General features: G+C 76.8%; 13 protein-coding genes. 4 read left to right on the forward strand and 9 right to left on the reverse strand.

Annotation, left to right across the window (positions count from 1 at the left end; translation table 11 throughout):
- Nucleotides 1-7: 7 nt before the first annotated feature.
- From WA788_RS20115 to WA788_RS20140, 6 genes are all read right to left on the reverse strand, one after another.
- Nucleotides 8-6,106: a condensation domain-containing protein gene (locus WA788_RS20115; RefSeq protein ID WP_335979246.1), complete on the reverse strand. Its 6,099-nt coding sequence runs from the start codon at nt 6,104-6,106 to the stop codon at nt 8-10.
- Entirely contained in the window at nt 6,103-9,510 is a 3,408-nt protein-coding gene (locus tag WA788_RS20120) for a non-ribosomal peptide synthetase (protein WP_335979248.1), read from the reverse strand. The genes WA788_RS20115 and WA788_RS20120 overlap by 4 nt, the downstream gene beginning before the upstream one ends.
- Nucleotides 9,507-12,950, reverse strand: a complete 3,444-nt coding sequence (locus tag WA788_RS20125) for a non-ribosomal peptide synthetase (RefSeq protein WP_335979250.1) — start codon at nt 12,948-12,950, stop codon at nt 9,507-9,509. The genes WA788_RS20120 and WA788_RS20125 overlap by 4 nt, the downstream gene beginning before the upstream one ends.
- 322 nt (nt 12,951-13,272) lie before the next feature.
- Nucleotides 13,273-15,453: a beta-ketoacyl synthase N-terminal-like domain-containing protein gene (locus tag WA788_RS20130; protein WP_335979252.1), complete on the reverse strand. Its 2,181-nt coding sequence runs from the start codon at nt 15,451-15,453 to the stop codon at nt 13,273-13,275.
- Nucleotides 15,454-15,589: 136 nt separating this feature from the next.
- Nucleotides 15,590-16,396: a thioesterase II family protein gene (locus tag WA788_RS20135; protein WP_335979253.1), complete on the reverse strand. Its 807-nt coding sequence runs from the start codon at nt 16,394-16,396 to the stop codon at nt 15,590-15,592.
- Nucleotides 16,393-16,746 carry a phosphopantetheine-binding protein gene (locus tag WA788_RS20140; protein WP_335979254.1) on the reverse strand — a complete coding sequence of 118 codons (354 nt, stop codon included), beginning with the start codon at nt 16,744-16,746 and terminating at the stop codon, nt 16,393-16,395. Before WA788_RS20140 ends, WA788_RS20135 begins: the two co-directional genes overlap by 4 nt.
- A 281-nt stretch (nt 16,747-17,027) precedes the next feature.
- Between WA788_RS20140 and WA788_RS20145 the strand changes: the two genes are divergently transcribed.
- Nucleotides 17,028-18,380 carry a salicylate synthase gene (locus WA788_RS20145; RefSeq protein WP_335979256.1) on the forward strand — a complete coding sequence of 451 codons (1,353 nt, stop codon included), beginning with the start codon at nt 17,028-17,030 and terminating at the stop codon, nt 18,378-18,380.
- 128 nt (nt 18,381-18,508) lie between these two features.
- Nucleotides 18,509-20,122 carry a (2,3-dihydroxybenzoyl)adenylate synthase gene (locus WA788_RS20150; RefSeq protein WP_335979258.1) on the forward strand — a complete coding sequence of 538 codons (1,614 nt, stop codon included), beginning with the start codon at nt 18,509-18,511 and terminating at the stop codon, nt 20,120-20,122.
- Nucleotides 20,123-20,836: 714 nt separating this feature from the next.
- On the opposite strand, the gene WA788_RS20155 is transcribed toward WA788_RS20150, so the two are convergent.
- Nucleotides 20,837-21,748 carry a siderophore-interacting protein gene (locus tag WA788_RS20155; protein ID WP_335979259.1) on the reverse strand — a complete coding sequence of 304 codons (912 nt, stop codon included), beginning with the start codon at nt 21,746-21,748 and terminating at the stop codon, nt 20,837-20,839.
- Between the two features lie 141 nt (nt 21,749-21,889).
- Between WA788_RS20155 and WA788_RS20160 the strand changes: the two genes are divergently transcribed.
- The gene (locus WA788_RS20160; RefSeq protein ID WP_335979260.1) at nt 21,890-22,636 is read left to right on the forward strand and encodes a TetR/AcrR family transcriptional regulator; all 747 of its coding nucleotides are present in this window, start codon (nt 21,890-21,892) and stop codon (nt 22,634-22,636) included.
- A gap of 111 nt (nt 22,637-22,747) precedes the next feature.
- Here WA788_RS20160 and WA788_RS20165 read toward each other — a convergent pair whose 3' ends face one another.
- Together WA788_RS20165 and WA788_RS20170 are read right to left on the reverse strand one after the other, a co-directional pair.
- Complete coding sequence (locus WA788_RS20165; protein WP_335979262.1) at nt 22,748-23,779, reverse strand: YqcI/YcgG family protein; 1,032 nt, start codon at nt 23,777-23,779, stop codon at nt 22,748-22,750.
- A 68-nt stretch (nt 23,780-23,847) separates the two neighbouring features.
- Nucleotides 23,848-25,254, reverse strand: coding sequence for a hypothetical protein (locus WA788_RS20170; RefSeq protein WP_335979264.1), 1,407 nt, complete (start codon nt 25,252-25,254; stop codon nt 23,848-23,850).
- Nucleotides 25,255-25,468: 214 nt separating this feature from the next.
- On the opposite strand from WA788_RS20170, the gene WA788_RS20175 reads away from it, so the two are divergent.
- Nucleotides 25,469-25,900, forward strand: coding sequence for a hypothetical protein (locus tag WA788_RS20175; protein ID WP_335979266.1), 432 nt, complete (start codon nt 25,469-25,471; stop codon nt 25,898-25,900).
- The last annotated feature ends 9 nt before the right edge of the window (nt 25,901-25,909 follow it).

The raw sequence follows: 25,909 nt of genomic DNA on the forward strand, positions 1-25,909 counted from the left end.
CGGGCTCTCACTCCTGCGCGGTGGGGGTCTTGGCCCGGCGCGGGCTCCGGGTGATGGCGGCGGGCGCGGGGCCCGCGGCGCGGGAACGCCCGATCAGCGCGGCCAGCACCGCGACGGTGGGCTCGCCCGCGTCGAAGAAGGACCGTACGGACAGCGCCACGTCCAGCTCCTCGCGCAGCCGGGTGACGAGCTGCATGGCGAGCAGGGACTCGCCGCCCAGGTCGAAGAAGTCGTCGTGGACGCCGACCCGGTCGACGCCGAGGACCGCCGCCCAGGTGCGGGCGACCGTCCGCTCCAGGTCGTCACGCGGTTCGACGTAGGGCGTCTCCAGCGGCGGGCGGGCGTTGAACGCCGTCCCGCCGCCGTACAGCCCGCCGCCCGCGGGCGGCGCGGCGCCCGGACCTTCGGCAGCCGGGTGTTCGGAAGCCGGGCGTTCACCCGGGCGTTCACCCGGGCGTTCGGCCGCCGGCGTGCGGGCCGCGGACTCCATCAGCCGCAGCACCACCGGCTCCGGCGTGTCCAGCACCGCGCCGAGCGCCGCTGTCAGGCCGCGCGCCGCCTCGGGCGCGATGACCTCGACGCTGCCGCCGGCCTCCTCCAACCGCCGTATGCGCGCGGCCCGTTCGACGGCGGCGTCGCACAGCGGGGCGCGCGCGGTGAGCAGCGCGTGGTCGGCGGCCGCCAGCAGGCCCGGCTCGTGCGGGAAGATCCGCACGTCCTCGAAGCCGCGCTCGCCGAGCAGGTCGCGCCAGCCCTCCGGCGGCAGCAGCGGGGAGTGCGCGCGCAGGTCGTCGCGGAAGTACCACCAGCCCGCGAAGAGGCCCGCGGTCAGCATCGAGGGGCGCCGCTGACCGGCGGCCTCCAGCAGGAACAGCCGCCCGCCGTCGGCGAGCAGGGACCGGACATGGCCGAGCGTGTCGCGCAGGTCGGGCGTGGCGTGCAGCACGTTGAAGGCGAGCACCACGTCGAAGCCGCCGGCGGGGAAGCCCTGCGGCGCCGGGTCGCGGGAGACGTCCAGCACCCCGAACCGCATGAAGTCCGCGCCGCGTTCGGCCGCCGTGCGCTGCCCGGCCAGCACGAAGGACCGGCCCAGGTCGGTGAAGTGGTACTCCACGCCCGGCACGCCCTTCAGCGCCTCGACGACTTCCCAGGTCAGGTAGCCGCGCCCGGCGCCGACCTCCAGCACCCGCAGCCGCCCGCCGCGCGCCTGCCGGGCGAGGCGGGCCACCGCCTGCGCCACCAGCCGGGTGTGGACGGCGACGTCGCTGCTGCCGATCCGCTGGTCCACCACCTCCTGCGAGATGTCCCCCTCGCCGTCGGGCACCAGCACCTCGTGCCCCTCGACGGCGCCGGACAGCACGTCCGGGTAGCGCTCGGCGCAGCGCCGCAGCAGCTCCACCTCGTCGGCGCGGTCGGGGTACTGGGAGCGGACCAGGGCCTCCAGCTCCTCGATGCCGGGCTCCGCGCCGAGGTCGGCGGCGTCCCCGGGCCGGGTGCGGAAGACGACCCTCTCACCGTCCCGGGTGATGTACCCGTCCTCGGCCAGCACCGCGAGCATCGCGTCGAGGAACGGCCGGTAGCCGGGTGTGACGCGGACGGTCGCGGCGACCTCCTCGGCGGTGGTGGCGGTCCCGCCCGCGGTGCGCACCCCGGCGCGGTGCAGAAAGCGCATGATGTGGCGGGCGCACAGGGCGTCCATGACGCTGGTCAGGCCGGCCGGCGGGTGTGCGACGGCGATCCGGCTGCGCAGCAGCGTGTCGTCCGCGGCGAGCGCGGCGGACTCGGCGGCCGGGTCGAGGTGCGCGACGGCCGCCGCCGGCTCGTCCGGCCCGCCGCCCGCGACCAGCAGCCGGCTGCCGCCGGCGGCCAGCTCCAGGGCCCGGCCGAACGCCGGGTCGCGCAGCCCGTCGGGCACCAGGTACGTGCCGGCCGGCGCCGCGTCGCGCGGCGGCGGGTCGATCCAGAAGCGGCGCCGCTGGAAGGCGTAGCCGGGCAGCGGCACCCGGCGCGGCGGCCGGTCGCCGTAGGGGGCGTGCCGGTCGATGGTGCCGCCGGCCGCCCACACCGCGCCGAGCGCGGCGGTCAGCGCCTCGCCGTCGCCGTAGCCGTCCCGGGGGTGGCGCATGGCAGGCACCGCCGTGGCGCCGTCGCCGAGCTGGAGTGCGGCCAGGCGGGTCAGGCCGCGGCCCGGGCCGACCTCGACCAGGACCGGGCCGCCGCGTTCGCGGTGCAGGGCGGCCAGGCCGTCGGCGAAGCGGACGGTGTGCCGGGTGTGGCGCAGCCAGTACGCCGGGTCGGTCGCCTCCTGGTCGGTCAGCGGCGCGGCGCTGATGTTCGAGACGATCGGGATGCGCGGCGCGTGCAGCGCCACCGCGGCCAGCGCCTGCGCGTACCGGGGCAGCACCGGCTCCAGCAGCGCCGAGTGCACGGCGGTGGCCAGCCGCAGCCGCGAGCAGTCCACGCCGTCCTCGGCCAGTCGCCGCTCCAGTTCCTCGACCTCGGCCACCGGGCCCGACACCGAGCAGTGCAGCGGCCCGTTGACCGCCGCGACCGACAGGCTCCCGGTCAGCCGGGCCCGCACCTGCTCCTCGCCGAGCAGCACGCTCAGCGTGGCGCCGCCCGCCTCGGCCATCAGCCGCTCGCGCGCGGCGACCAGCGGCAGCGCGTCCTGGAGCGACATCACCCCGGCCACGCAGGCCGCGGTGTACTCGCCCAGGCTGTGCCCGAGCAGCGCCACCGGCCTGACGCCGTACGCCTCCAACTGGCGGGCGATCGCGTAGCCGGTGGCGACCACTCCGACGAACCCGGCGCCGCCTTGCGCCAGTTCGGCCCGCAGATCGCGGCCGCGGCCGGCCATGACGGCCGCGGCCCGGTCCAGTTCCGCGGTGAACACCGGCTCGACGCCGTCGAGTTCGGCGCCCATCCCGGCGAAGTGGGTGCCCCCGCCCGGGAAGAGCAGCGCCACCGGGCGGGGCGCGGCCGCCCGGTCGGCGCGGCCGGCGCCCTCCCGCAGTGCCCGCACCGCCCCCGGCAGGTCGGCGGCGGTGACGGCCAGGCGGTGGTCGAACTCCTCGCGGCCCGACCGCAGCGTCTGGGCCACGTCGGCCGGTGCCAGGTCCGGGTGCTCGGTCAGCCAGTCGGCGAGCTGCGCGGCGCTGTCGGCCAGCGCCTGCGGCGACTTGGCGGAGACGGTCAGCAGGTGGTGGCGGCGGGTGCCGGCGGCCGGGGCGGGCCGCGGCGGCGCCTCCTGGAGGACGACATGGGCGTTGGTGCCGCCGATCCCGAAGGCGCTGACCCCGGCCAGTCGCGGTGTGCCCGGGGTGCGCGGCCATGCGGTCGGCTCGCTGACGACCCGGAACGGGCTGCCCTCCAAGGGGATCAGCGGGTTGGGCCGCTCGAAGTGCAGGCTGGGCGGGAGCAGTTCGTGCTCCAGCGCGAGGACGGTCTTGATGATCCCGGCGATGCCCGCGGCGGCGTCCAGGTGCCCGATGTTCGTCTTCACCGAGCCCAGCGCGCAGGAGCCGGGCCGCGCCGCGGTGTCCGGGTCGGCCGCGAACGCCTCCAGCAGCGCCTTCAGTTCGATCGGGTCGCCGACCGGGGTGCCGGTGCCATGGGCCTCCACGTAGCCGATGTCGGCCGCCGCGACGCCCGCGGCGGCGTGCGCGGCGAGGATCACCTCGCGCTGGCCGGCCGCGCTGGGCGCGGAGAAGCCCGCCTTGCGGTCGCCGTCGTTGTTGACCGCCGAGCCCTTGACGACCGCTCGGATCGGGTCGCCGTCGGCGAGGGCGTCGGCCAGCCGCTTGAGCACCACCACGCCCACGCCGTCGCCGGGGAACATGCCGTTCGCGCCTGCGTCGAAGGCGCGGCAGCGCGCGTCCGGCGACAGCGGGCCGTCGGGGAGGTGGTGGTAGCCGGTGTGCGGGCGGGGGTTGAGGCAGGCGCCGCCGGCCAGCGCCACGTCGCAGGCGTGGTCCAGCAGGTCCCGGCAGGCCAGGTGCAGCGCGACCAGCGAGGTGGAGCAGGCGGTCGCCACGGTGATGCCCGGCCCGGTCAGGCCCAGTTCGTAGCTGACCCGGGTGGCGAAGGTGCCCGGCGCGTTGGCCGACTGCGCGGGCAGCAGCGCCAGCGAGCGCGGCGCGTCCGCGATGTGCGGGTGCACCCGCTCCAGGAAGTAGCGGCTCTGGCTCGCGCCCGCGTACACCCCGATCGGCCCGGGGTGCTCGCGCGGGGAGCAGCCGGCCTGCTGGAGCGCGTGGTAGGCGACCTCCAGGAACAACCGCTGCTGCGGGTCGAGGAGTTCGGCCTCCGAGGGCCGGTAGCCGAAGAAGTCCGCGTCGAACAGCTCGATGCCCTCGACCGCGGCCTCCTTGCGCACCAGGCCCGGATCGTCCAGCTCGCGCGGGTCGTTGCCGGCGGCGGTGAACTCCTCCGCGGTGAAGGAGGACACCGCCTCGCGCCCGGCGGCCAGGCCCGCCCAGAACTCCTCCAGGCTCGCCGCGCCGGGGAAGCGGCCGGCCATGCCGATGACGGCGATGTCGAGGTCGGGATCGTAGTCGGGGCCGGGGCCGGGGCCGGGGCCGGGCGCGTACGCGGGGCCGCCCGCGGCGGCGGAGGTGTCGGGCATGGCGGGTGTCGTCCCTTCGCGGCGCGGGCGCGCGACAGCGCCCTCGCCGGTCGGCAGTGGTGGGGTCGCGCCCGGCTCGCCGCCTGCGGCCAGCTCCTCGACGAGGGCGGCGAACCGGTCGGCCAGGCGCTGCGTGGTGGCGGCGGTGAACATGTCGGCGCGGGCGGTGACGGTCACGGACATGCCGCCGCTGCCATGCCGCCCGCCGGTGTCCGCCACGTCGAGCACCAGGTCGAACCGCGACGTGCCCGGGTCGACCGGGTACTCCGCGCACTCCACCCCCGGCAGGTCCAGCCCGCCGAGCAGGTGCGAACGGTAGGAGAACATCACGTCGAACAGCCGCGGCACGCCGCCGCCCCGGTCCGGCCGCACATCGGCGACCACCGTCTCGAACGGCACGTGCTGGTGCGCGTACGCCTGCGCGCACACCTCGCGCACCTGCTCCAGCAGCGCGCGCGGCTCCGGCTCCCCGCCCGGCCCGCCCACGTCGACCGGCAGCACCATCACGTTGCCGAAGTTGCCGACCAGCGGCTCGAACTCCGGGCGCGGCCGCCGCACCACCGGCGTGCCGAACGCCACCGGTCCGGTGGAGCCGCAGCGGCGCAGCAGCAGCGCCGCGGCCGTCAGCAGCACCATGTACGGCGACGCCTGCGCCCGGCGCGCCAGCTCCCTGATCCGCGCGGCCGCGCCGGGGGAGACCGCCGCCCGCCGCCGGACGCCCCGGCTCGGCGGGCCCGGCGGGCGCGGCTGGTCGGCGGGCAGCCGTACGGTCCCGGGCGGGCCGGCCAGCAGCTCCCGCCAGTACGCGCGGGACGCCTCGTACGCCGGTCCGGACAGCTCCTCGGCCTCCCAGCGGGCGAAGTCCGCGTACTGCCGGGATGCGGGCGGGTCCTGCGGGTCGCCGCGGTAGGCGGCCGACACCTCGCCGAGCAGCACCTGCCAGGACAGGTCGTCGCAGGCGATGTGATGGATCGTCAGGAACAGCAGGTGCTTCTGCGCACCGGTGCGCAGGAGCAGCAGCCGCAGCGGCAGGTCCCGCCCCAGGTCGAACGGCCGCCCCGCCCACGCCCGGACGCCCTCCTCGACCGCCGGGCGCGGCCGGCCGGGCGGCAGTTCACGCTGCTCGAACGGGAGCGGGGTGCCCTCGGGCGCGGCGATCTGCACCGGCTCCCGGCCGGCGTCGCCCCGGTAGACCGTCCGCAGCACCTCGTGCCGGTGCGTGACCGCCTCGAACGCCGCCCGCAGCCGCCCGGCGTCCAGCGCGCCGCTCAGCCGCACCCCGACCGTGAGGTGGTAGGCCGGGTCGTCCGGTGCCAGCCGGTGCAGGAACCACATGCGCCGCTGCGCCGTGGACAGCGGCGCCGGCAGCCGCCCGCCCGGGGCACCGGCGGGCGGCGGCGCCGCGGCGGGAAGGCCGCGGGCGGCCAGGGCACGGCGCAGCAGCTCGGCCCGGCGCGGGTCCGGCGGCGCCGCGCCGGTCACGACGCACCCCCCGGCGGCGCCTGCTCGGCCGCCAGCGCCGCGTCCAGGTCCTCCGGCGACAGGTCGGCCACATACAGGTGGACCGCGGCGATCTGCGCCATCCGGCCCGGCTCGGCCTCCTCCTCGGCCAGCACCCGCGCCATGGCCGCCACGTCCGAGGTGGCCATGAGGGCGCGCGGGGACAGCCGCTCGTCGGGGAAGGCGTCGCGCAGCCGGGCCAGGATGCGGGCGCCGACCAGCGAGTCCCCGCCGAGCGCGAAGAAGTTGTCGTGCGGCCCGACGCGGGGCAGCCCGAGCGCTGCGGCCCAGGTCCTGGCGAGCAGTTCGACCAGCGGGTCGCCGGACTCCCCGCCGCCGCCGCCGTCGTCGCCGCGTGCGGCGGCCGGGGGAGCGGCCGCCGCCTGACGCGCCAGCGCCTCCCGGTCCACCTTGCCGTTGCCGGTCAGCGGCAGCGCCTGGCAGACCACGATGCTGCCGGGCACCAGATACCCCGGCAGCAGCCCCTCCAGATGGGCCCGCAGCTGCGCCGGGCCGGGCGCCGCCCGCCCGCCGGCCGGCACCGCGAACGCGGCCAGCCCCCGGTGGCCGGCCGCCGCCTCGCGCCGCACCGGCACCACCGCGGCCCGGGCCACCTCCGGATGCGCCGCGAGCGCCGCCTCCACCTCGGCCGGCTCCACCCGCCGCCCGGCGATCTGCACCTGGCCGTCCGCGCGCCCGGCGAACTCGATGACGCCGTCCGCCCGGTAGCGGCCCAGGTCGCCGCTGCGGTACAGGCGCTCCCCGGTCCGCGGGTGGGTGACGAAGGCCGCGCGGTCGGCGGGCGGATCGCCGAGGTAGCCGCGCGCCACACCGGGACCCGAGCAGTACAGCTCCCCGGTGACGCCGTCCGGGCGGTCCCGCAGCGCGCTGTCCAGCACGTGGTAGCGGGTGTTGGCGATCGGCGTGCCGTACGGCACGGAGGTCCAGTGCGGGCCGGGCCGCCCGATGTCGTACCAGATGTTCCACAGCGTGGTCTCGGTCGGGCCGCCCACCGACACCGCCCGGGCCGCCGGGAACCGCTCGCCCAGCTCCCGTACGGCCGCCGGCGGCACCCAGTCCCCGCCGAGGAAGGCCAGCCGCAGCGCCGCCGGGTCGTCGGTGCGGGCCCCGCCGGTGTCGGCCAGCCGCGCGAGCAGCATCTCCATCATCGCGGGCACCGAGTTCCACACCGTCACCCGGTGCCGGGCCATCAGCTCCAGCCAGTGCGCGGGGTCGGTGCGCCGTTCGGGGCTCGGCAGCACCAGCGTGCCACCCGCGCCCAGCACGCCGAAGACGTCGAACAGCGACATGTCGTGGTGCAGAGCCGTCAGCCCCAGGCACCGGTCGTCCGGCCCGAGCGCGAACCGCTCGGCCGTCGCCCGCAGGCAGTTGACGACCCCCCGGTGCTCGATCATCACCCCCTTGGGCTCCCCGGTCGTGCCCGAGGTGAACAGCACGTACGCCAGGTCGCCCGGCGTACGGTCCGACGGCGGCAGCCCGGCGCCGGTATCCGCCCGCGCCGGCTCGTCCGCCCGTGCCGGTTCGTCCGTGCGCAGCACCGGCCGCGTCCCGGCGGGCACCGCACCGGCCGGCGGCCCGTGCGTGACCACCGCCGCGGCCCCGGCCGCCTCCAGCAGCCGCGCGAGGCGGCCCGGCGGGGACTCCGGGTCCAGCGGCACATACGCGCAGCCCGCCAGCAGCACCCCCAGCGCCGCCACCACCTGCTCCTCGCCCTTCTCCAGCAGCAGCGCCACCAGCGCGCCCGGCGCCACCCCGGGCAGGTCCCGCAGCCGCCGCGCCAGCCGCGCCGCCCGCGCCAGCAGATCGCCGTAGCTCAGCGTGCCCGACGCGCTGACGACCGCCGGCGCGTCCGGGCGGGCCGCGGCCTGCCGCAGGAACGCGTCCTGGACCAGCTCCCGCGGCACCGGCACCACCGGGCCCTGCGCCGCCTCGCGCCGCGCGGCCTGCCCGGCGGGCAGCAGCCCGACGTCGTCCCGCTCCCACAGCCCCTCGTCGTCGGCGAGCCGCCGCAGCAGCGACGTCCACGCCCCGAACATCGCGTCCAGCACGCCGGGTTCGAACAGCTCCTCCACCGCGTCCCAGTTGCACGCCAGGCTGCCGCGCCGCTCCTCCACCTGCGCGTCCAGATACACCTGCGGGGTCTGCGTGATCCCGTACACGTGCCGCAACGACCGCTCCAGGACGTGCGGTTCGGGCTCGGCCAGCGCGAGGGTGCTGGTCAGCACCACCGGCATCCGGGCCCGCTCCCCGCGGCGCAGCCGTGTCAGCCGGCGCAGCAGCCGCACCCCGCCCGCCGCGCCGTGCTCCAGCCCCTCCAGCAGCCGCAGCTGAAGTGCCCGGGCGCGTACGGCGAAGCTGTCCGCGCCGGCGTGGTCGGCCTCGACCAGCGTGAAGGACGCGAACTCGCCCACCAGCTCGGCCGCGCCGGGCACCGAGGGGTCGCGGTTCATGCTCGGCACGTTGAGCGTGAAGCGGTCGGTGGCGCTCCAGCGGGCGATCACCTCGGCGTAGGCGGCGAGCACCACACCGGTCGGGGTCAGCCCGGCCGCGGCCCCGCGCCGCCGCAGCCGCGCCCACGTCTCCGGGTCGAGCACGGCCTGACGGCGCACGAAGCGCGGGCAGCGCACGGTGTCCGGGTCGGCCCGCAGCGGCAGCGCGGGCGCCGGGGGCAGCTCCGGCAGCCGCCGCTCCCAGAACTCCTCCGCCGCCGGCGCCCCCGTATCCGCGAGGGCCGCCCGCTGCCGCAGGTAGCCCGCGAAGTCGACGGGCAGCGGCGGCAGTTCGGCGGCCGGGTCGTCGTAGTAGGCGGCCAGGTCCCGGTACATCACGTGCCAGCTCGCCCAGTCGACGGTCAGCCCGTCGAAGCCGACGTGCACCCGGCAGGTGCCGCCCGCCAGCAGGCACACCACGACGGAGAACAGCGGCCACACCCCGGCCGGGCGCACCTCGTGCGACAGCCGCTCGCGCACCGACGCGAGCGCCGCGGCCACCTCCTGCTCCGTACGCTCCCGCAGGTCCAGCACCTCGACCGGCGGGTCCGGCACCTCCGCCAGCTCCCGCTGCTCCTGCCGGGTCGGGTCCACCACGGTGCGCAGCATCCCGTGCCGGTCCACCAGCAGCCGCCACGCCCGCACGAACCGTCCCACCTCCAGCGGCCCTTCCAGCTCCAGGTAGGCGTGCGTGCTCACATTGCCCAGCGGGTAGGCGTCGCCGCGGCCGACCAGGTACGCCTGCTGGGTGTCGGTCAGCGGGAACGCGCCGCCCGCGGCCGAGCCGCCCGTGGCCGCGCCGCCCGTTGCGGTGGTGCGCGCTCCGGCGCCCTCCGCCCCCGCGCCCTGCCCCGCGCCCTGCCCGGCGGCCCTCACGCGCCCTCCCCGGCCGCCGGGACCTGCGGACGGCCCTGCGGGCGGCGCGACCGGCGCGCCGACAGCGCCTCCCGGCCGCGCAACGCCCGGGCCCGGGCCTGCGCGCCCGCCTCGGCCGGCGCCTCCTCACCCCCCGGCCCCGACCCGCCGTCCGGCCCCGCCCCGCCGCCCGCGTCGAGAAAGGCCGCCAGCCGGGCCACCGTCGCGTTCGAGAAGAGCGTCAGCAGCGGCACCTTCACCCCGATCCGCTGCTCGATGAGCGTCTGCGCCCGGACCACCAGCAGCGAATGGCCGCCCAGGTCGAAGAAGTTGTCGTGCGCGCCGACCTTCTCCACCTCCAGCAGCTCGGCCCAGATCCGCGCCACCTCGTCCTGCGTGCCGGCCGCCGGCGCGGTCCAGCCCCCCTCGGTGCCGGAGACCGGCAGCGGCAGCGCGGCCAGCGCCCTGCGGTCGACCTTGCCCGCGGTGGTCAGCGGCAGGTCGGCCAGCAGCAGGACCGCGCGCGGCACCGCGTGCGTCGGCAGCAGCCCGGCCAGCCAGCCCCGCAACTCCTCCCCGCCGGGCGCCTGCGCGCCCTGCGCACCGTCCTCACCGGTGCGCACCGAGGCGTACCCGACCAGCTCGTGCCCGCCGCCCGCCGCCGTACGCGCCAGCACCGCCGCCTGCCGCACCGCCGGATGCCGGGCCAGCGCCGCGGCGACCTCGCCCGGCTCCACCCGGAACCCGCGGATCTTCACCTGGTCGTCCACGCGCCCCAGGAACTCGATCTCGCCGTCCGCGGTGAACCTCGCCAGGTCCCCGGTGCGGTACATCCGGGCACCGGGCGTGTCCGCGTACGGGTCCGCGATGAACGACTCTGCGGTCCGCTCCGGGTCGCCGAGATAGCCGCGGGCCAACGGCAGCCCGCCGACGTGCAGTTCGCCGCCGACCCCCACCGGCACCGGCCGCAGCGCCGCGTCCAGCACATACAGCCGGGCGTTGGGGTTGGGCCGGCCGATGGTGACGCGCCGAGCGGACTCCGACGGCTCGAACACCCGGCAGCTGACCCCGATCGTCGTCTCCGCCGGGCCGTAGCCGTGGTACATCCGGGCCGGCGAGACCGCACGGAACCGCGCGTACAGATCCGCCGTCAACGCCTCGCCGCCGCACCACAGATGCCGCAGCGAACGCAGCCCGGCCGCCGCGCCGGGCCGCTCCAGCAGCACATCCAGCATCGAGGCCACGATGTACAGGAACGTCACCCCGCGCTGTTCGACCGTCGCCAGCAGCCGGTCCACGTCGCCGTCGTCGCCCGGCTCGGCCACCACCAGCCGGGCACCGGCCACCAGCGGCAGGAAGATCTCGTTGACCGATATGTCGAAGCCCAGCGGCGCCTTGTGCAGCACCGCGTCGTCCGGCCGCAGGCCCAGCTTCCCGATCTGCCACAGCATCCGGTTGCAGATCGCCTGCTGCCGGATCATCACGCCCTTCGGGGTGCCGGTGGAGCCCGAGGTGTGGATCACATACGCGATCCGCTCCATGTCGGCCGGTCCTGACGGCGCCCACTCCGCCTCCCCGTCCGGGCCTTCGCCGTCCGCGTCCGGCCGGACCACCGCCACGCCGCTGCCGGCCAGCAGCCGGTCCGCGTCCGCCGCGCCGACCACCAGCGCCAGCCCGCACCGCTCGGTGATCTCCCGGACCCGCGCCGCCGGCCACGACACCTCCAGCGGCACGAACGCGGCCTGCGACGTCAGCACCGCCAGCAGCGCCACCACCAGGTCCACCGAACGCTCCAGCAGCACCCCGACCAGCGTGTCAGGACCCGCCCCCGCCGCCCGCAGCCGCGCCGCGAGCGCCGCCGCCCGCGCCTCCAACTCCCCATAGGTGAGGGACTGTCCGCCGCACTCCACGGCCACCGCGCCCGGGTCGCGCAGCGCCGCCTCCCGCACCAGCGCGGCCAGGTCCCGGTCCACCAGCGGGTCGTCGCCCTCCACCGGGCGGCCCCAGCGCAGCAGCAGTTCCCGCTCCTCGTCCGGCACCACCTCCAGCGCGCCGACCGCCGCCTGCCCGCCGCGCCCGGCGACGTCGCCCAGCAGCCGCACCAGGTGCCCGGCGGTCCTGGCCACCGTCGCCGCGTCGTACAGGTCGGCGTTGCCGGTGACCGCGCCGTGCAGCGTGCCGCCGTCCTCCCAGCAGTTGAGCACCAGGTCGAAGCGCGCCGAGTCCACCTCCTGCTCCACCGGCTCCGCCCGCAGCCCCGCCACCCGCGCCCCCCGCGGCGGGCTCTGCATCACCGCGAGCACCTGCGGCAGCGGCCCGGCACCGGCCGAACGGTCCCAGCGCAGCTCGGCGGCGACCGCGTCCAGCGACACCTCCTGCCGCGCGTACGCCTCATGGCAGGTGCTCCGCACCCGGTCCAGCAGCTCCCCGAACGGCAGCTCCGGCTCGACCCGCGTGCGCAGCACCACCGTGTCCGCGAAGCAGCCCACCGCGTCCCGCAGTTCGGGCCGCTCCCGGCCGTGGACGACCGAGCCCACCGGCACCGCCTGCTGCCCGGTGTAGCGGTGCAGCAGCACCGTGAACGCGGCCACCACCGCCATGTACGGCGTCGCGTCATGGCCGCGCGCCAACTCCCGCACCACCGACCACACCTCGGGCGCCAGCGTGAAGCGGTGCGAGACCGCCCGGGAGCCGGCGACCTGCGGGCGCGGCCGGTCCGCGGGCAGGTCCAGCCGCGGCGGCTGTCCACCCAACTCCTCGCACCACGCCGCGAGATGGGCCGCGTACTCCGGACCCGCCTCCCGCTCCTCGCGCCAGCGCGCGTAGTCCCGGTAGGTGACCTGCGGCGCGGGCAGCGGGCTCGGCAGACCGGAGGTGAACGCCTCGTACAGCGTGAAGAGTTCACGCAGCAGCACCGCGAGCGACAGCCCGTCGGCGACCGCGTGGTGCACCACCAGCATCAGGACGTGCTCGGTCGAGGAGTGCCGCAGCAGGCCGAACCGCACCAGCGGGCCCAGCTCCAGGTCGAACGGCTCGGTGTCCAGCGCGCCGATCCACGCCGCCTCACCGCTCCGGTCGCCCCCGGAGTCGGCCTCGGCCCACGGCAGTTCGAGCGACGGCGCCACCACCTGCCGCACCACGCCGTCGGCTTCGGCGAGCGTGGTGCGCAACGCCTCGTGGCGCTCCAGCAGTTCGGCCAGCACCCGGCGCAGCGCGACCACGTCGAGCGGTCCGGTCAGGCGTACGGCCTGCCCGATGTTGTACGCGGCGGTGCCGGGCAGCAGCCTCGCGTGCACCCACATCCGGCGCTGGGCCGCGGTGGCCGGCACCGGCCCCTGCCCGCCGCTGCGGCCGATGCCCTCCGGCCGGGCGGCACCGGCCAGCCACCGGTCCAGGAGCCGCTGCTTGGCGTCGGACAGCCCGTGCTGCCCGGGCGATTCCTGCGAGCGTTCGTCGGTCATGCCTGTCTCCCGGCTTCCGTTCGGGTGAGGGGGTGAAGTCAAGGGGTCGGGTCAAGAGGTCGGGTCAAGAGGTGGGGTCAGGGCGCGGAGTCAAGGGGCCCCGGGCCGCGGGGGAGGCGTACGGCGGTGCGCCGCGGCCCCGGGCGTGTCGGTCGCGCGTCCGCGGGCCCCGGGGCCGACGCTGTCCGGCCCGCCGGGCTTCCGTGCCGCGGGCGCCGTCGTACGCGTCCGAGCAGGCACCCGACCGGCGTCGTTCCCCGCGGTGCCTGGCCGGTAGGGCCCGCCGGGCCGACGACCGCGGGGGAGCGGTGCCGGGGACGCCTCACGCCAACTTCGCCGCGAGGGCGGCGGCTTCGTCGTCGGTCAGGGCGCCGAGCGCGGTGTGCAGGCGGTCGCGGAGGCGGTCGGCGTGGCCGGCCGGGGTGGGCGGGGCGGCCAGCAGGTCGGTTGCGTCGGTCGGGACCGGCAGCACACCGCGCAGGGTGGCGGTGACGTGGGCCGCGAGCAGGGAGTGGCCGCCGAGGTCGAAGAAGTTGTCGTCGCGGCCGATGCCGGAGATGCCCAGGGCATCGCCCCACGCGCCCGCGACGAGTTCCTCCAGCCGGTCGGACGGCGCCGCGTACGCGTTCTCCAGCGCGGGCCGCGGATGCGGCTGCCCGGCCGCCGCCCCCGCCGCCCCCGGCTCCCCCGCGTACGGCGGGGGCGCGACCCAGTGCCGGGCCCGCTCGAAGGGGTAGGTGGGCAGCACGACCCGCTGCCGTACCCCGTCGGGGGCAACCGCGGGCTCGCCCTCGCCGCCCGCCACCCAGGCGGCCGCCTGCCGCAGCGCGGCCGTGTCCCCGTACGACTCCTCGGCAGCCGCCTCCGCCGCTCCGCCGCCGGGGCGCAGCACCGCCCACCCGGGGCCGTACGACGGCGTGCCGCCCGCGGCCAGCACCCGCAGCGCGGCCAGCGCGCCGTCGCGGTCACCGGCGAGGACCGCGGCGCGGCGGGCGAACCGGGCCCGCCCGGTCAGCAGCGTGAACGCCACCGCGTCGAGCGGCAGTTCGGGGTGCCGCTCCAGGTGCGCGGCCAGCCGGGCGGCCTGCGCCCGGACCGCCCCGTCGCTGCGCGCCGACAGCGGCAGGACGTGCACCCGGCCCGCTCGGGGCGCGGGCGGCTCGGGCCGGGCGGGCGCGGGCGGCGCCTCCTGGAGCACCACGTGGGCGTTGGTCCCGCCGATCCCGAACGTGTGCACCGCCGCGCGCCGCGGCCGCTCCCCGCGCGGCCAGGCGCTCGCCTCCGCCGCGAGCCGGAACGGCGTGCGCGCGAAGTCGATCTCCGGGTGCGGCCGCTGCCAGTTGGCCAGCGGCGGCAGTTCCTCGTGGGCCAGCGACAGCAGCACCTTGACCAGCCCCACCGCGCCCGCCGCCGCCCAGGTGTCGCCGACGTTCGGCTTGTGGGTGCCCAGGCGCAACCTGCCGGGCCCGGCCGAGGCGTACGCCTCCGCGAGCGCGGTGACCTCCAGCGCGTCGCCCATCGGGGTGCCGGTGCCGTGGGCCTCCAGGTAGTCGATGTCGGCCGGTTCGAGCCCGGCCAGCGCCAGCGCTTCGGCGGCCACGTCGGTCTGCGGGTCCACCGCGGGCGCGGTGAAGCCGGCCTTGCCCCCGCCGTCGTTGTTGACCGCGGTGCCGCGGATCAGCCCGAGCACCGGGTCCCCGGCGGCCCGCGCGTCGGACAGCCGGCGCAGCGCGAGGACGGCGACCCCGTCGCCGGGCGTGGTGCCGGCCGCGGCCGCGTCGAAGGCCCGGCAGTGCCCGTCCGGCGAGTTGACGCCGCCCTCGCGGTGGACGTATCCGGCCCGCTGCGGGAAGTAGACGGTCGCGCCGCCGGCCAGCGCGAGGTCCGACTCGCCCGTGAGCAGGCTCTGCACCGCGAGGTGGACGGCGACCAGCGAGGTGGAGCAGCCGGCCTGCACGGTCACGCTCGGCCCGGTCAGGTCCAGGACGTAGGACACCCGCGGCGCGAGGAAGTCCGCGCTGTTGCCCAGCAGGTGCTGCACCGGCCCGGCGCCCGGCCCGGCCGCGCGCCGGTGCGGGTGCAGGTGGTGGAGGAAGTAGCTGTCCGGGCCCGTGCCGCCGAAGACGCTCACCGCGCGCTCGGCCAGGCCGCGCGGGTCGTAGCCGGCCGACTCCAGCGCCTCCCACGCGCACTCCAGGAACAGCCGGTGCTGCGGGTCCATGACGTCGGCGTCGCCGGGGCTGTAGCCGAAGAAGGCCGCGTCGAAGAACTCGGCGCCCTCGAGCACCGGGCGGGTCCTGACCCGCGCGGGGTCGGCGGCGGCCGAGGGCGGCAGCCCGGCCTCGGCCAGGTCCTCGTCGGTGGACGAGGTGAGCGACTCGGTGCCGGCGCGCAGGTTGCGCCAGAAGTCCTCGGGTGTGTCGGCGCCCGGCAGGCGGACGGCCATGCCGACGACGGCGACGGGGTCCACGGAACCGGCGGGCAGCGGTGTGCCGGCAGCCACGATGGTCAACTCCCTTGTGGGTTTGGTGTCGTTGGAGGCGTGCGGGGGCGGGGGCGCGCGCGGGGGTCCGGGTACGAGTCCGTACGGCCGCGGCGCCGCGGGCGGTGGTCGGTAATCGGTGCGCGGTCGTACGCGGTCAGTGCGCGGAGGCGCCCCAGCCGAGCCTGGTGAGCACCGCGGCGGCGAGGGTGTCCGGGCGCTCCAGCAGGTAGAAGTGGCCGCCGGGAAAGGTCAGATGCTCGAACGGCCCCTGGGTGGTGCGCCGCCACCCCTCGACCTGCGCGGCGGTCACGGTGCCGTCGCCCTCGGCGGCGATCGACACCACGCCGGTGCGCAGCGCCGGCCCGGGGGCGGGCCGGTAGGTCTCCACCAGCCGGTAGTCGTTGCGGACGATGGGCAGCAGGTAGTCGCGCATCTCCGGTTGGTCCAGCAGCGCGGCGGGGGTGCCGCCGGTGTCGCGCAGCATCTCGGCGAAGGCGCCGTCGTCGAGCAGGTGCCGCAGCCGCTCGCGGTCGGGCGGGGCGTGGTAACCGGGGTCGTGGCAGGCCGGGTCGTGGAGGTGCGGAGGGTGCCGCGCGGAGGCGAACAGCCTTTCCACGAGGGCGCCTTGCGCTTCCAGGCGGCGCGTCACCTCGTAGGCGACCAGCGCCCCCATGCTGTGGCCGAGGATCGCCAGCCGCCGCCCGGTCAGCGGGAGCAGCGCCTCGGTCACGCGGTCGGCGAGCACGTCCATGGCGTCGACGAGCGCCTCCCCGGCGCGGGCCTCGCGCCCCGGGTACTGCACGGCGCGTACGTCCACCTCCGGCCCGAACCGGACGGCGAGCGAGCGGTAGAAGCCCGCGCTGCCCCCGGCGTGCGGGAAGAGCACCAGGGCCGGCGCGTCCGGGCCGAGCGGGCGGAAAGCGCGCAGCCACGGCGAGCGGGTGGCGTCCGGCGCCCTCATCCGGCGGCCCTGTCGCCCGCGGCCTCGGCGATCAGCCGCCACCACGCCCGCAGGGTCGGCTCCTCGATCATCCGCGCGTAGCCGATCCGCAGCCGGTACCTGCGCAGCCGGGCGGAGATCGCCATCACGCGGACCGACTCGATGCCGAGTTCCAGGAGGTTGTCGTCGTCGCCGACCTGCTCGGGCGCCACGCCGAGGACGTCGGCGACGGTGGCGCGCAGCCGCTCCAGGTCGAGCCGCGGGTCGGAGTCCGGATCGGGGCTCGAGCGGGGGCCCGGGCCGGGCGCGGAGGGGGCTGGTGCGGCGGGGTCGGGTGCGGTGGGCGGGCTGCTCGGATCGGGCGGCGTCACAGGTCTCCCTCGCTCGGTGGACGGCACCGCGGCGGCGCGGCCGGGGCCTCGTACGGCGGTGTCCGCCGCGGATCACACGTGGACACACCGGCGGATGCTAGTTAGGCTCAGTGCGGTTAGGCAAGGCTTGCCTTAGTAATTCGCGACAATGTGTCAGTATGCACACGGCTTCCCGCCGATCCGCCCGACCCGCCGTGCCCGTTCCGCCGCCCGGTCCGCACCCCGCACCGTGGCGCCCCGCACCGCGCCCCCGCCGCCAGACGACACAGGACGGTCCCCCCGTGGCCCCTCACGCCCCCGCCCACGCCCACGCCCCGGCCCCGCGCTACCTGCACACCCGGGCCCCCGGAGTCCCCGACCCCCTCGCCACCGCCGTCCGGCTCGCCCGGTCCCGCCTCGCCGACCGCTGCGCCGTCTACGAGCAGGACGGCCGCTGGTGGTTCGCCGCCGGCGCCCTCGGCGAGGTGACGGTCCGCCAGGACCGCGTCGAGACCGAGTGGAACGGCGAGCGCCGCGCGGCCCCGCGCACCTGCGGCCACGCCGCACAGGAACTCGGCGCCGCCCTGGCCAGCGCACCCGTCGCCGACTGGCGCGCCTACGGCTGGGTCGCCTTCGAGAGCGCCGCCGCCGCGATCGGCCGCACCCCGGCCGACCCCGAACAGCCGCTCGCCCACGCCTTCGTACCCGCCGTCGAGGCCGAGATCGGCACCGGCGGGCTCGACGTACGCTGCGCCGCACCCGACCTGCTCCAGCGCGTCCTGGCCGCCGCCCGCACCCCCGGCACCGAAACCGCCCGCCCCGCCCGCCCCCTCGACGTGGAGGCCGAGGGCCCGGCCGCCTACGAACAGGCCGTCGCCGACGCCGTCGCCCGCATCAACCGTGGCGACCTGGAGAAGGTCATCCTCTCCCGCCGCGTCGAAGTGCCCTTCGCGCTGGACTTCCCCGCCACCTACGCGGCCGGGCGCCGCGCCAACACCCCCGCCCGCTCCTTTCTGCTCGACCTGCCGGACCTGCGCGCCGCCGGCTTCAGCCCCGAGACCGTCGCCGAGGTCGGCGCCGACGGCCTCGTCACCTCCCAGCCGCTGGCCGGCACCCGCGCCCGCCACACCGGCGACCCCGAGCGCGACGCCCGCGCCGCCGCCGAACTGCGCACCGACGTCAAGGAGATCTACGAGCACGCCGTGTCCGTCCAGCTCGCCGACACCGAGATGCGCGCCCTGTGCGCACCCGGCAGCGTGGCCGTCGAGGAGTTCATGGCGGTCAAGGAGCGCGGCAGCGTCCGCCACCTCGGCTCCCGGGTCCGCGGCCGGCTGCGCGCGGACCGCACCAGCTGGGACGCCCTGGCCGCGCTCTTCCCCGCCGTCACCGCCTCCGGCATCCCCAAACCCGCGGCGTACGAGGTGATCGCCGCCCACGAACCGGCCCGCGGGCTGTACTCCGGCGCCGTGCTGCGCGCCACCGCCGACGGCGACCTCGACGCGGCGCTCGCGCTGCGCACCGTCTACACCCACCAGGGCCGCACCTGGCTGCGGGCCGGCGCGGGCATCGTCGGGGTCTCCCGGCCCGCCCGGGAGTACCGCGAGACCTGCGAGAAGCTCGCCAGCGTCGCGCCCCACCTGGTGCCGGGCCCCTGACCCGCGCCCGCCGACGCCCTTCCCGACGCCCTTCCCGGCGCCGTCCCCGGCCGCCGTCCCGCCTTTCCGCCGTCCCGCTGTCCTGTCCCGCCGCCCTGCCCGCACGCGAACCCGCCGAGAGGACCCGCATGCTGCCCGGATGCGTACCCTGGCCCGCCGAGGAAGCCGACCGCCACCGCCGCGACGGCTACTGGAAGGGGGAACCGCTCGGCGAGCTGCTGCGCCGCGCCGCCGCCGAACACGGCGACCGCACCGCGCTGGTGGCCCGCGGCGCCCGTATCGGCTACCGGGAACTCGACACCCGCGCCGACGACCTCGCCCGCGGGCTGCTCGCACTCGGGCTGGCCCGCGGCGACCGCGTCGTGGTCCACCTGCCCAACCGGCCCGAGTTCGTCCTCGCCACCTTCGCCCTGCTACGGATCGGTGCCCTGCCGGTCTACGCCCTGCCCGCCCACCGCGAACGCGAGATCGCCCACCTGTGCGGCTTCGCCGGCGCGCGCGCCTACCTCACCGCCGACCGCTACCTCGGCCACGACCACCGCGACACCGCCCGCCGGGTGGCCGCGCTGCCCGGCGTCGCCCTGCGGCACGTCCTCGTGGCCGGCGACGCACAGGAGTTCACCGCGCTCGACGCCGTGGAACGCGCCGGCCGCGCCCTGCGGCACACCCCGCTGCCCCCGCCCGGCCCCTCCGGCGACGCGGCCCTCTTCCTGCTGTCCGGCGGCACCACCGGCCTGCCCAAACTCATCCCGCGCACCCACGACGACTACGCGTACAACGCCCGCGCCGCCGCCGAGGTCTGCGGCTTCGACCGCGGCACCGTCTACCTCGCCGCCCTCCCGGCCGCCCACAACTTCGCGCTCGCCTGCCCCGGGGTCCTCGGCACCCTCGCGGTCGGCGGCACCGTGGTCCTCCCCGACGACCCGAGCCCGCAGGAGTCGCTGCGGCTGGTCGCCGAGGAGCGCGTCACCGCCACCGCGCTCGTGCCGTCGCTGCTGGCGATGTGGCTCGACGCGCAGGAGTGGCTGCCCGAGGACCTCTCCAGCCTGCGGCTGCTCCAGGTCGGCGGCGCCCGGCCCGACGCCGCCACGGCCGCGCGGGTCCGGCCCGTGCTCGGCTGCACCCTCCAGCAGGTCTTCGGCATGGCCGAGGGACTGCTGTGCCTGACTCGGCCCGACGACCCCGAGGAACTGGTGCTGTCCTGCCAGGGCCGCCCGCTCAGCCCCGGCGACGAGGTGCGGGTCGTCGACTCCGACGGGCACCCCGTCCCGCAGGGCGCCGTCGGTGAACTGCTCACCCGCGGCCCCTACACGCTGCGCGGCTACTACCGGCTGCCCGAGCACAACTCCCGTACGTTCACCGGCGGGTGGTACCGCACCGGCGACCTCGTGCGCAGCCTGCCCGGCGGCAACCTCGCGGTCGAGGGGCGCGTGAAGGACGTCATCAACCGCGCCGGGGAGAAGGTCTCCGCCGAGGAGGTCGAGGAGCACCTCGCCGCCCATCCGGCCGTACGGCAGGCCGCTGTCGTCGGCGAGCGCGACCCCGTGCTCGGCGAGCGCATCACCGCGTTCGTCGTCCTGGCGGACGGCGCCGCCTGCCCCACCCCCGCGCAACTGGCCGCCTTCCTCCGCGACCGCGGCGTGGCCGCCTTCAAAACCCCCGACCGCCTCACCGCCCTCCCCGCCCTCCCCCTCACCGCGATCGGCAAACTCGACCGCAAATCCCTCCCCGCCCGCCCGTAAAACTCTCGCCCCAGCGACTGGGGAGGACCCGGCCCTGCCCGGCCAGGCCGACCGCACGTCCGGCAACCCCAGGTGCGCGGTGCTGAGGGAGGCGGGGCCGACGGTGGGGCCGAGGGTCAGTCCCGTGGCGGTTACGGCTGACGGCCGTGTCCGCAGTGGCCGGATGCCGTGCGATGTGCCGCCCGCGGCGGTGACTCGCGGGAGGGCGGGGTGTGGCCTGGTGGGCTCCTGCGGGTACGCGTAGACGCGCGCCCGGCTGCCCGGCAGTTCGCCGTCGGCGGCCGTGGGACGGCATCTGCTCGGCGCGCGCCGATCCGCGGGGCCCACCGGAGTCGCCTCGGGGGGATTCAAGGTGGCGCGGCCTGTCCCTTGTGGCCGGTACCGCGGGCGTAGGTCCCGGGCTGCTGAACGCGGTTGGCTGGCTCAGGCGGCCCGGGTGCCGCGTTGTCCGCTGCTTTGAGGCCGCAGTGGAGGGGGAAGCGGGCTGGCGACTGACGGGCGTGGTCGCCGATCGGCTGTTGCGCGTGCGCCTGACCGCGGTGCGGCTGGCCGCCTGCGGCGGGTGGCAAGTCGCGGATCGGCGGCGGCGACCGGCCGCGTTCGGCATGCCCGGATGCCCTGCGGGTCGCCGCCTGCGGCCGCGGGGAAGTCCCGGAGCATGGGCACGTGGGGGTGCGCACGCCTGCGCGGCTCATGGTGGGCCGAGGGTGCGGGCTATGCCAGGTCGGCTTCGGTGGTGAGGGACGGGTCGAAGGGGTCGCCGCCGGCGGCCACCGCGGCCTGGTACGCGGCAAGGACCTCGACGTCCCGCTCGTCACTGGTCAACTCCCGCTTCCAGTACGCCGATGCCTGCAACTGGGGCCGCGGCAGGCCGCGTTCGTCGAGCAGGCAGCGGCGGATCGCGCGGGCGGCGCCCGCCTCGGCGCCGACCCACGCCTGGGCCCCGGCGAAGGGCCGGCCGATGTCGCGCACCGCCTTCTCCAGGGGCCCGCCGGGCCCGGCCGGCAGGCCGTCGCGGTAGAGCCAGCGCACGTCCGCGCCGGCGGGCGCGGCCAGTTCGAGCCGGTCGGCCGGGCCGTCGACCTCGATGAGCGCCACCACAGGGGTGCCGTCGGGCAGCGCCTCGAGGATGGCCGCGATCGCGGGCAGCGCCGCCTCGTCACCGGCCAGCAGATGCCAGGCGGCCTGCGCGCAGGGGGCGAAGTCGTGCCGGGGACCGGCGAGCGCGACCTCGTCGCCCGGCAGGGCGGTGCGCGCCCACACGCTCGCGGGGGTGTCGCTGTGCAGCACCACGTCCACCGTCAGTTCGTTGCGGTCCGGGTCGATCCGGCGCGCGGTGAAGGCGCGCAGCACCGGCGGGTGAGCGCCCGGCGGGTAGGCGGGGGCGCCGTCGGGGCCGGCCGCCGGCAGGTCCACGGTGCGGCGCCCGGCCGGCGGGAGCATGAACTTCCATGCGTCGGCGGGCAGTCCGCCCTCCGCGCAGCCGGCCAGGTCCGGGCCGCCGACGGTGATCCGGCGCATCCGCGCGGTCAGCTCGGCGGTGCGCAGCACCTGCGCGCGGCGGACCCGGACCCGCGGCCGGGTCTGCCGGGCGCGCAGGCGCAGCTCCTCCTGGATCGGGGGCATGGGGCACTCCGTACGGTCGCGGGCGAGCGGGGGCAACGAAAGAAAGGTATGCCTTACCAAAGTCATTGGCAACGGGCTGTCGCTAAAGGTGGCCGGCGGGCGGGTTCGCCCAGGTCGGGGCCGCTGGGGAAGAATGAGCCCATGACCGGGAAGAGCGAGCCGGCCCCGCCGCGCCGGACCGAGGCCCCGCCGGGACGGACCCAGGCGCCGCCGGCCGCGGGGCGGGCCCCGCGCACCCCCCGGCTGGGCCGCCCGCCGCAGGTCGACCGCGAGGCGATCGTCCGCGCGGCCGTCGCCGTCGGCTTCGGCAGGCTCGGCATGAGCACCGTCGCCCAGCGCCTGGGCACCAAGCACTCCACGCTCTACCGCTACTTCGCCACGCGCGACGACCTCGTCGCGGCCACCGTGGACGCGGTCGTCGCGGCCGCGGACTGGCCCGAGCCGACCGGGAGTTGGCGCCAGGACCTGGCGGCGCACGCGTGGGCGACCTACCGGCTGCTGGAGCGGCACCCGGGCCTGGCCGGCCACATCGTCTCGCTTCGCGGCAACTCCGAGGCGTACGGCAAGGTGAACGGGCGCGTCGTCAGCCGCCTGGTGGACGCCGGCTTCCGCGCCGAGAGCGCGATCCTGGCGCACGACGTCGTCCACGAGCAGGTGCTGATGTTCTTCCTGGCCGGGCAGGGCGGCGAGGACGACGGGGAGGCCACGACCCCGCAGCGGGCGGCCGAACTGCGGCGCGAACAACTGCCGGACGCGCTGGAGGAGATCGACCCGCGGCTGCGGGAGGCGCTGGCCGGCATCGTCCGGGGCGAGCCGGAGCGCTGGTTCGCCCGCAAGCTCGACGTGCTGCTGGACGGCCTCGCCCCCCTGGCCCCGGGCGCCGGGTAAGGACCGGCGCACCGTCCGTACGGCTGTGGACCGCCCGTACGGCGCCCCCACTCGCGACCGTACCGGCGGCGGGAGTTCGCGTCCCCGCCCCCGGTACGGGCCCGCGCCGCGCTACCCCACCGGATCGAGGTCGCGCCGGCGCGAGGAGGCCGGGCGCATGTCCGTCCACACCCGCACCACATACGCCAGGCACGCCTCGCGCGAGCCGCGTACGCCGGTCGGGTGCCAGTGCGGCGGTACCGGGACGGCCGCCGGCCACAGCGAGGACTGGCCCTCGTCGTTGACCAGCACCAGGTGGCTGCCGCCGGTCGCGGCCGGCTCACGGGCGCCGGCCCGGGCCAGGAACGGGCAGGAGGGGGTGCTGCCCTCGGGGCTGTCGGGCAGGAAGTATTGCCGCCACTCGCGGTTGCCCTCCTCGCCGTGGTTGCCGAGCTGCGGGGCCGGCTCCATGCCGTCGAAGCGCCGGATGCGGTTGCGGATCACCTGGCGGGCCCTGGCCCCGCGCGGGGTGTGCGGCTCCAGGCCCTCGAAGACCCAGCGCGGCTGGAAGGTGATCATGAAGTGCGGGCTGTGCCGGCTGTGCCGGTCGACGTGCGCGGGGGTGTTGCAGACCACGAAGATCTCGGTGCCGGCGAAGCTGAACTCCCACCACAGGTCCTCGGGGTCCAGCGGGGTGCCGGCCGGCCACGGCTCGGTGTCGCCGTCGTGCAGGTGCTGGAGCACCGCCCAGAAGCGGTGGAAGTACTCGGCCAGGCCGAGCGGATGCTCCTCGGGCGGCCCGAAGAACACCACCAGCGAGGTGTCCTTGCCCAGGTCGCGGTAGATGTCGAGGTACTCGCGCAGGATGCCGGCGAGCGGCGCCCACGCGGCCGGGTCGTGCGCGCTGCCGACGAAGCCGAAGCGCAGGGACTCCTTCTTGGCGGCGGCGACCGCGAAGGTGCAGGGGAAGGGCTGCTCGGTGCCGACCAGGGTGGCCAGCAAGTCCGAGGCGGCGGCCGGGCCCCAGTCCGGCACGTCGCCGAGGGTCCGCACCCCGGGGGCCGCCGGGCGGGGGGAGGCGGAGCCGGAGCCGGCGGGAGCACCGGGGGAGGGGCCGTCGGAGGGAAGGCGGGAGGAAGGGGCGTCGGGCACAGGGGAGGGCATGCTGGGGGACTCCATCCCGGGTCGGAGGGCTTCCGGCGCGGTCGCCGGGGACCGGAGGCGGCCGGCGGTCAGAACCGGGCGTACATCTCCTCGGGGATGATCGGCTGGTGGTAGGTGCACTCGCCGGACAGCACCGTGGAGCCGTGCAGCCGCGACACCGGGATGAGCACCTTGTCGCCCTCGTGCAGGTCGATCTTGTGCGTGACGTTGTTCCAGAAGTGCATCTCGCCGCGCTCGACCATCACCAGCCGGTGCTCGTTGTGCACATGGGTGGTCGAGGTCTCCTCGTGGCTCTCCACGAAGGTGTCGAGGTCGACGGTGATGCCGTTGTCCTGGATGTGGCGGTGGATGCGCTCGGCCTTCTCCTGGTGCAGCGGGATGTCGTCGGCCCAGGCGAGCTGGAGCGCCAGGTCCTCGTCCCACGCTTGCGCGAACCAGGCGGCGTCCGCGAAGCCGTGGTGGAAGCGCTCCACGCCGGCCGGCCCGTACAGGCGGTGCAGCGGCGCGATCCAGCGGTCGGTGGACTCCCGCAGGTGGCTGGTCTGTTCGGCCAGGTGCGGCAGCAGCCCGGAGCGTACGCCGAGGCCGTCCTCGAAGACCTCGGCCAGGCGGGCCGCGGTCACCGCCCGGTCGATGCTGTGCTGCACCAGCGCGCCTAGGAACTCCGGGTAGCGCTCGCGGTCGCGGGAGAGCCAGTGCAGGTGGTTGCCCCGGGCCAGCGACGTGCCCAGGTACAGCTGCCAGTAGGCGCCCGTGGTGGTCTTCAGGCCGCCGCCCTCCACCAGGGCCCGGTACTCCTCGTGCAGCCCCGCCCAGGTGCGGTAGTCGTCCAGCAGCGCGGTGCGCGCGCCCGGGTGGGCGGTGTCGAACTCGCCGAGTGCGGCCCGCCCGGTGGCGAGGTAGGCCGCCGGGAGGTAGGCGGTCAGCTGGAGCAGCACGAACGTCGCCGACGCCTTGCGGTCCTTGGTGCCCAGCGCGGTGGTGAACGCGCGGTTCGGCTCGGCCAGCCGCTGCTGGTGGTACTCCTGCACGGCGGTGGCGACCTGGTCGGGGGAGTAGCCGGGCAGCGACTTGCGCTCGCCGTCCAGCAGGCTGAACAGGTGCTGCTCCAGGATCGGGGCGGCGAGCGCGCCGAGCACGCGGTTCTCGTCGCTGTAGAACGTGGCCGCGTCGCGCCCGGCGGCCTCGTCGGCGGCGGGCGGCAGGAAGAGCAGACCGCTGTCGTAGACGTTGCGCAGCATCCGGTGGCCGAGCAGCGCGCTCAGCTTGAGCGCCTTGGCCGCCGGCATCTTCCGGCCGTAGTCCAGCCACGCCAGGTCGTCCGGGCGCACTGGCCGGCGGTAGGGGTTCTGCTCGGTGGTGAGCTCCTCCCACTCGGCGGCCCGGTACGCGGGGTTCGCGGCGAACGCCTTGACGACGTCGTTGAGTTCACCGTTCGCGAGCTGGGCGATGGTCTCCGAGTGCTCCAGGGGCATGTCGGTCCTCCAGACGGATCGGGCGGTTGGGGAGGTTGGGGCTGATAGGGCGTACGGGCAGGGCGGCGCCGCGCGTCCGGGCGGCGCAACACGCTGTCATTTAATGCTTAGGTAAGCCTTACCTTAGAGATGGGCGCCGTCAAGTCCCCGCCCCCGCCCGCCCCGCGGGGTAAACCCGTCGTACGACCGGGCCGCACCGCCCTACGCTCCCGGTATGGACCCCCTCTGGTTCTCCTTCGACGAGGACGACCCCACCCCGGCGACGTGCGCGGCGTCACAACGGGAGTTCCTGCGCCTGGTACGGGCCGGGGCCGCCGACTGGCCCTGCCGGCCCGACGACACGTTCGTGCTGTTCTTCCCGCACGACGAACCGGACGACGACGGCAACACCGCCGAGCACGACGAGATGCGGCTGGTGGTGGACCTGCCCTGGCAGCGGGTCCACGGCTTCGCCGTCGGCGCCTGCCTGGAGGCGGACAGCGTGCTCTGCACCGAACTGCACCTCTGCAGCCTCCAGCCCACGCAGGAGTGGCCGGGCATCGAGCCGCGCCGCCACACCGGCCCCCCACGGGAGTTGGCGGCCTTCACCCTCGACTGGATCGGCGACGTCCTGCGCCGGCCCGACCTGCGCTACGACCGCCGCTGACGCCCCCCG

This window comes from Streptomyces sp. CA2R106, from assembly GCF_037034245.1.
GTDB lineage: Bacteria > Actinomycetota > Actinomycetes > Streptomycetales > Streptomycetaceae > Actinacidiphila.